Annotated in this window: 8 protein-coding genes and 1 pseudogene; 7 read left to right on the forward strand and 2 right to left on the reverse strand. The window is 34.5% G+C overall.

Annotated elements, in window-relative coordinates; all coding sequences use genetic code 11:
* The first annotated feature begins 19 nt into the window (after window positions 1-19).
* Together V7183_RS23360 and V7183_RS23365 are read left to right on the forward strand one after the other, a co-directional pair.
* On the forward strand, window positions 20-271 hold the full coding sequence (locus tag V7183_RS23360; protein ID WP_141523306.1) for a DUF2535 family protein: 252 nt from the start codon (window positions 20-22) through the stop codon (window positions 269-271).
* A 153-nt stretch (window positions 272-424) separates the two neighbouring features.
* Window positions 425-1,267, forward strand: a complete 843-nt coding sequence (locus V7183_RS23365; protein ID WP_335361001.1) for a DegV family protein — start codon at window positions 425-427, stop codon at window positions 1,265-1,267.
* A 333-nt stretch (window positions 1,268-1,600) separates the two neighbouring features.
* Here V7183_RS23365 and V7183_RS23370 read toward each other — a convergent pair.
* Window positions 1,601-1,810 (reverse strand): annotated as a pseudogene (locus V7183_RS23370) (MBL fold metallo-hydrolase); the annotation flags it as partial.
* 515 nt (window positions 1,811-2,325) lie between these two features.
* Between V7183_RS23370 and V7183_RS23375 the strand changes: the two are divergent.
* Window positions 2,326-2,913: an SCO family protein gene (locus tag V7183_RS23375; RefSeq protein ID WP_097898617.1), complete on the forward strand. Its 588-nt coding sequence runs from the start codon at window positions 2,326-2,328 to the stop codon at window positions 2,911-2,913.
* A gap of 65 nt (window positions 2,914-2,978) precedes the next feature.
* Here V7183_RS23375 and V7183_RS23380 read toward each other — a convergent pair whose 3' ends face one another.
* Window positions 2,979-3,446: an Hsp20/alpha crystallin family protein gene (locus V7183_RS23380; RefSeq protein ID WP_097898618.1), complete on the reverse strand. Its 468-nt coding sequence runs from the start codon at window positions 3,444-3,446 to the stop codon at window positions 2,979-2,981.
* A gap of 217 nt (window positions 3,447-3,663) precedes the next feature.
* On the opposite strand from V7183_RS23380, the gene asnB reads away from it, so the two are divergent.
* From asnB to V7183_RS23400, 4 genes are all read left to right on the forward strand, one after another.
* Window positions 3,664-5,565: an asparagine synthase (glutamine-hydrolyzing) gene (asnB, locus tag V7183_RS23385; RefSeq protein WP_097898619.1), complete on the forward strand. Its 1,902-nt coding sequence runs from the start codon at window positions 3,664-3,666 to the stop codon at window positions 5,563-5,565.
* Window positions 5,566-5,658: 93 nt separating this feature from the next.
* Window positions 5,659-6,018 carry a GNAT family N-acetyltransferase gene (locus tag V7183_RS23390; protein WP_335361002.1) on the forward strand — a complete coding sequence of 120 codons (360 nt, stop codon included), beginning with the start codon at window positions 5,659-5,661 and terminating at the stop codon, window positions 6,016-6,018.
* 38 nt (window positions 6,019-6,056) lie between these two features.
* On the forward strand, window positions 6,057-6,392 hold the full coding sequence (locus V7183_RS23395; RefSeq protein ID WP_170958187.1) for a hypothetical protein: 336 nt from the start codon (window positions 6,057-6,059) through the stop codon (window positions 6,390-6,392).
* A 100-nt stretch (window positions 6,393-6,492) separates the two neighbouring features.
* Window positions 6,493-7,482, forward strand: a complete 990-nt coding sequence (locus V7183_RS23400; RefSeq protein ID WP_097898622.1) for an N-acetylmuramoyl-L-alanine amidase — start codon at window positions 6,493-6,495, stop codon at window positions 7,480-7,482.
* Window positions 7,483-7,490 lie beyond the last annotated feature (8 nt).

The raw sequence follows: 7,490 nt of genomic DNA on the forward strand, positions 1-7,490 counted from the left end.
GAAAAAGAGGATTGATATCGTGATCATGAAAAGTTTTTATTTCACTCATTCAACAGGGAATTGTATTAAAATATTTGAAATTCCTGTCCTACAAGCACAGCATCCGTTAGCATTTCTAATTCAGTCGCGTCTTCAATTATTTATCGCTAAAATTCAAAAACAAAAACAACCGAGATTCTCATACTCTTTTCGCGAATATTTGCAAAGCTGCTTAAAGTGGAATGATTATTCGAATGTGTATAAAACAAATACTCTTGAAAAAAATGCATAATTGAAAGTAACGACAGCGTAAATGCACCCTGTCGTTTTCTTTTTAGGCATAAAACAGAAGATTTTTATTGAAAAATGGTTTCAAATGGTTGAAAGCCTTGGGAATGCTAGTATAATAACAAGGAGAGCGTATTGGAAAGGGAAGAAGTAGAATATGCAAAAAATTAAAATTGTTACAGACTCAACGGTGGATTTATCACAAGACGTGATTGAAAAATATGGTATTCATGTTATCCCATTATCCATTTCTGTGAATGGAAAAACATACTTAGATCGTGTTGACCTACAACCGGATGAATTTATTGAAGAAATGGAAAAGTCAGAAGAATTACCAAAAACATCACAACCGGCGGTCGGATCATTTGTTGAAATGTACGATCGTTTAGGAGAGGACGGTAGCCAAGTTCTATCGATCCACTTAACACACGGTTTAAGTGGATCGGTTGCGACAGCTAATACTGCAGCAACAATGACTGATACAAAAGTTACAGTAGTAGATTCATTGTACATTACGCATGCTTTAGCCTATCAAGTAATTGAAGCAGCAAAAATGGCGCAAGAAGGACATTCTTTAGAGGATATTTTAAAACGTGTTGAAGAAGTGCGAAAAAACACACGTTTATATGTTGTTGTAGATACGTTAGAAAACCTTGTAAAAGGTGGCAGAATCGGAAAAGGAAAAGCGATGATTGGTTCTTTGCTAAACATAAAGCCAATTGCAATTGTTGAAGACGGTGTCCTCAATCCAGTTGCAAAAGTACGTAGCCAAGGCCAAATTGTAAAAACATTGATGAAAATGTTTGAAGAAGACATAGCTGGTAAAACAGTAAAATCAGTAGCTGTGCCGCATGCAAAAGCATTGCCATTAGCGCAAAAAATGAAGGAAGCTGTTGAAAAAATAAGCGGTTTTACCCAAACAGAAATTTTTTATACAACGCCAGTTATTAGTACTCACACGGGTGCAGGTGCAATTGGATTTTCATATTTTGCTGAATAGAAAAAGAGCTACCTGAGAGTAGCTCTTTTTTATTTTGCTATTCACGGTCAGTAATATCCAAGTAAAAAAGATAGGTGGGGTATTACTACCCGTAAAAGTCCAGTTCGTGAGAGTTAATAATCAGTGAGGGGTGAAAAAACATTAGTTGCGATGTCATAACTGGTAGTAATATACAATGATTATCGTGATGATGGCACTTATTGAAATCATAAAGCGCCGTTGTAAATATTCCTTCATATAATATTCCTCTCCGTTTTTACAGATTTATATGAACAAAAAACACTTGATTATTTAGAGTTCTCTTTCATTATATGCATAAAAGAGGAAGGGAATTTATAGCTTTATGTGCTTTTTTACAGATTCTTTTATTTCAGAAGACATTTTTTCTAAAATAAAAGTTTGCCCTAGAAATAACACATGAAGTTGTTCCCAAGGCAACATACGTAAATTCCAGTTATTACGAAGTCTTGTCATGGCTTCTCTTGGTGTCTCATCTGCAAGTGCAAAAGCACCGTAATGCATGGGAATGAAATGTGTAGCATTGAAAAACCTGTTTTGTTTTCGTTCTTTACACCATCTTAAAAATGAACGAATCTTTTTTTGTATTAATATTATCCATGTTTTCATAGCGTTTTACCATGAACATCACCTTATTTGAAATCTTTGCAGCCGTATTGTACCGAAATGTTGTAAAGGAAAACAGTGAAAAAAGTTGATTAACAATTAAAAGATTGTAAAAAATGGTGCGAACATCTTTACAAAATAGAAAGCTAGCATGTGAACTACTCACTATCTATGCTAACGCTTAGAGGAGGGAGACTTCTTACCTAAAGTTAGTTAAAAGAGAAGATAAAATGTTATATAAAGAGGTAACAAAGAAATAATAATTAGTAAACAATGGAGCATTTGTCTATTAATTCGCTTGAAAATAGGAAGTGATTTACTTAATTTCGCACGATTTCGTGAACAAATAGGATAAACAATTTTCTCATAGTGTTTACTTTTGTTATGATAGACATATCTTACATAAATTAAGGGAAGAGAAGAGAGGTTTGAAAATGAAGCGTTATCAAAAGCTGATTGGTCTTTTAGTTGTTTTTTGCTTCTTTATACTTGCAGGATGCGACTCAGGATCAAAACTCCGTAAACCATTAAATTGGGATTTAGAAACTTTCCAATACATAAATCAAGATGGTAAACAGTTTGGAACGAAAGATTTAAAAGGGAAAGTATGGGTAGCTGATTTTATGTTTACTCATTGTAAAACGGTTTGTCCACCGATGACTGCAAATATGGCCAAGTTACAAAAAATGGCGAAAGAACAGAACTTAGATGTTCAATTTGTTTCGTTTAGTGTAGATCCTGAAGTTGATAAGCCAGAAGATTTGAAAGCATTTATACAAAAATTCACAGAAGATACGAAGAACTGGAATTTGCTTACAGGATACTCATTAGAAGATGTGAAGAAGTTTGCAAAGGATAACTTCCAAACACTTGTAGATAAACCAGATAATGATGATCAAGTTATGCATGGTACATCATTTTATTTAGTTGATCAAAATGGAAAAGTGATGAAGAAGTATAGTGGAATTAGCAATACGCCATATGAAGATATCTTACGTGATATGAAACGATTATTGGAATAAAAGAAGGATGCTTCGGCATCCTTCTTTTTATAACTGTATTTTGGGATTTAGATATATAGTAAATGTTAATCTATGGATAAAATATCATGTTGCTGTGGAAGTTTTGGTGCGCGAATTTCTAATACGCCGTTTTGATAAGAGGCTTTTGCTGTCTTTTTATTAATTAAATATGGTAATTTAATAATGCGAGAGGCTTCTGACATTGAGCGTTCACGGCGATAATAGTTATGAGATGTATGCTCTTTCGTTTCCTCAAGCACGTCTTCTGTTACAGAAATTTTTAAGTATTCACTCTGTATTTCGATTTGTATTTGTTCTTTTTGAATCCCTGGGAGTTCAGCTTTGACAACGAGGTCTTTGCCGGCTTCATATAAATCTACAGGAAATGTTAATAAACGATTTCCTTTTTGAAAAAAATGATTCAAATCAGCAATTACATTACGAAGAGGTGTTTGCTCGAAAAAATCGTCAATCTGCTTTAAATAACTGCGAACAGGTGGACGAGAAGAGGAATCTTTTTGTTCTTCACTCATGGTATTCCCTCCTAGAAATCAATTTGCAATATCATATGACAAAAGCGAGTGAATGTGAGTGCCTATTTTTCATCTTTGCAGAAAAAAATGTTAAAAATGTGAAACGGAGTGATTTTTTATAGTTTTTTTGTCGCCATATTGAGTCGATTATGCTAGTATAAATAGGGTTGATATAGTAGTATAGAAACAGAATGAAAACTGAAAGAGGGTAAGAAGTATGTGTGGTTTTGTAGGATGTTTATGTGAAAACCCTAGAGAGTTTTCAGAAACAGAAAAACATCAATTTGAAAATATGAACACGATTATTTTCCACCGTGGTCCAGATGACGAAGGATATTTTCGTGATGAACATGTACAATTTGGCTTCCGCCGTTTAAGTATCATTGACTTAGAGGCAGGACATCAGCCGCTAACTTATGAAAATGATCGATATGTAATTATTTTTAATGGTGAAATTTACAACTATGTAGAATTACGTGAAATGCTACTTGAAAAAGGTGCAACATTTGCTACGCAATCTGATACAGAAGTTATCATTGCATTGTATGCACATATGAAAGAGAAATGTGTAGACTACCTTCGCGGTATGTTCGCATTCATGATTTGGGATCGTGAAGAGAAAAAACTTTTTGGAGCACGTGACCATTTCGGTATTAAGCCACTATATATCGCACAGCAAGGTGATACAACATTCTTTGCATCTGAGAAGAAAAGTATCATGCAGGTTATGCAAGATAAAGATGTAAACCCAACTTCGCTGCAACATTATTTTACGTACCAATATGGACCAGAACCAGAAACGTTAACAACTGATATTAACAAAATTGAACCTGGTCATTATTTTGTGAAAGAAATCGGTAAAGAGATGGAAATTCATCGCTACTGGAAACCGTATTTCAATGCTTCAAGTGCAACGAAAGAAGAGCACATTCAAGCAATTCGCGATGTATTATACGACTCTGTAAAAGTGCATATGCGTAGTGATGTACCAGTAGGTTCATTCTTATCTGGTGGTATCGATTCATCTATCATTGCGTCTATCGCAAGAGAAATGAATCCAAACCTTTTAACATTCTCTGTTGGTTTTGAGCGCCGCGGCTTCAGTGAAGTTGATGTAGCAAAAGAAACGGCAGAAAAATTAGGTGTTACTAACCATAGTGTCTTCATTACAGCAAAAGAATTTATGAATGAATTCCCAAAAATTATTTGGCATATGGATGATCCTTTAGCTGATCCAGCTGCTGTGCCGTTGTACTTCGTAGCAAAAGAAGCACGCAAGCATGTAACAGTAGTTCTTTCTGGTGAAGGTGCGGACGAGCTGTTTGGTGGATATAACATTTATCGTGAGCCAAATTCTTTAAAAATGTTCTCTTACATTCCTACTCCAGGAAAGAGCGTATTAAAAGCATTAAGTGGTGCGCTTAAAGAAGGATTTAAAGGGAAAAGCTTCTTAGAGCGTGGATGTACACCAATTGAAGAACGTTACTATGGAAATGCGAAAATCTTCCGTGAAGAAGAAAAAGCTGAATTAATGAAGTATTATAATGAAAGTATTAACTATATGGATATCACGAAGCCATTGTATAATGAAATCAAAGATTATGACGATGTAAGCAAAATGCAATACATCGACATGTTCACATGGCTACGTGGCGACATTTTATTAAAAGCTGATAAAATGACGATGGCAAATTCATTGGAACTTCGTGTACCATTCTTGGATAAAGAAGTATTTGACGTTGCGTCTAAAATTCCAACAGAATTAAAAATCGCAAATGGAACAACAAAAGCAATTTTACGTGAAGCAGTGCGCGGAATTGTTCCAGATCACGTGTTAGACCGTAAAAAACTTGGCTTCCCAGTACCGATTCGTCATTGGTTAAAAGATGAAATGCACGACTGGGCTGTTAATATTATTAAAGAAAGCAAAACTGAGCATTTAATCGACAAACAGTATGTACTAAACTTACTGGAAGCACATTGTGCAGATAAAGGCGATTATAGCCGTAAAATTTGGACAGTACTAGCATTTATGGTATGGCACCAAATTTATGTTGAGCATAAATATGATACGAATCATTTTCATGAAGAAACAAAACGTGCGTATAGCTTAGTTTAATTAGGAAAACCTTAAGATCGCATTCGATCTTAAGGTTTTTTTCATAAATATGTATGGTACTTGATACAATAATAATAAAAGGATGGACAAAGCGTGATTACATTTGAAAAAGTGAATTTTGAAACAGAAAAAGTTGTTGAGGAAATGTTTGCGTCACATAGCTTAGTGAAAAAAGATGTTCAATATTGTATAAAAGCTGATGATACATATATTGGTGTAATTGATTATTTGACACGAGGTGAGAGTGCTATATTATCTAATTTAATGATTCATTTTGATTATCAAGGCTATGGATATGGAACGAATGCCTATTTTACATTTGAAGAGATGATGAAACAGAGAAATATGAAGGATATCAAGGTGTTACAGGGAGAGTTAACCGAGCAAGCCAAGTCTTTTATAGGGAACCTAGGTTTTGTATTGAACAGTGAAATATATACGAAACGTTTCTAGTAACTAGGCAGGGAAATGAATAGAAGGCAGGTGGATGTATGACGATGACAACGGGTCTTTTTCTAGTTGGAGGCTGTTTTGTAGTAGCAGAACTATGTCAAATTTTTATTCGGAAAATGATGCGTAAAAAGCGCAAACCGTATGAATGGCAATACATTCCAGTGTTTTTTATTTTGTTTTGTACTTTATTTTTCTTGCAACATACAGCTCACTTTCCACCAATTTTAAATATTTTTTTGAAGTTTGGCTTATTATATAGCGGCATTGGGATTGCGATTTTATTTAGCTTATTTTGTATACGTCATATTCATTATCAATCTTACATATTTATTTTAAATTGGTTAAATCGAGCTGATAGAAACCGCCTTATATAAGGCGGTTTTTTATCTGTTTTTGTAACCAATTCTTTATGATTTACATAGAATAGGACGAGCATAAATATATGCTTTATTAAATAGAGGAAGGAAATGATATATGAAGCTCGTTATAGATGCAGGACATGGTGGATATGATTCTGGAGGTGTTGGAAACAGTCTAGTTGAAAAAGATTTAACACTGCAAATTGCGAAGCGTGTTCGAGATATTTTACTTGCAAACTATACCATTACTATTAAAATGACACGTGATAGCGATATATTCATCTCATTATCCGAACGTGCAAATATTGCTAATTCTTTTGGGGCAGACTTTTTTATCTCATTTCACATTAATAGTGGTGGTGGAACAGGGTTTGAAAGTTATATTTATAACGGATTATCAGATAGCAGCTCTGCAGCAAGTAAGCAACAAAAGATGCATACAGCAGTAAAGTCTGTACTAACAAAATATGGTCTTCGTGATCGAGGGGCAAAAAAAGCGAATTATGCAGTGTTAAGAGAAACTGCAATGGATGCATTATTAACAGAAACTGCTTTCATCGATACAACATTTGATGCGAACTTATTAAAAAACCAGCAGTTTATAGAAGATTTATGCCAAGCATATGTAAGCGGAATTACTACAATTTTGGGATTAGCATCAAATCCTCTCCCTCCGATTCAGCCTAATCCACAACCACAAACGAAAGGGGTTGCTTATATTCGCGGAAAGGACGTGAATTTAAGAAGTGGTCCATCAACATCATCTTCAGTTATTCGTAAGTTGAACGCTCCAGAATCGTATGTAGTTTATCAGGAAAGTAATGGATGGCTAGATTTAGGAGCGGGACAATGGATATACAATGATCCCTCATACATTGATTATGTTAAGTATGGAAATAGCGATGGTGGTCCAATTGGAGTGGCATATATTCAAGGAACGAATGTGAATTTAAGAAGTGGTCCATCAACATCATCTTCAGTCATACGTAAGCTAAACCCTCCTGAAGCTTATTTAGTATATATAAACCAAAATGGATGGCTAAATCTTGGAGGAAGTCAGTGGATTTATTATGATCCATCTTATATTAAATATGATAAATATTAAAATATAAA

Origin of the sequence: Bacillus sp. JJ1127 (assembly GCF_036965845.1) — a bacterium.
GTDB lineage: Bacteria > Bacillota > Bacilli > Bacillales > Bacillaceae_G > Bacillus_A.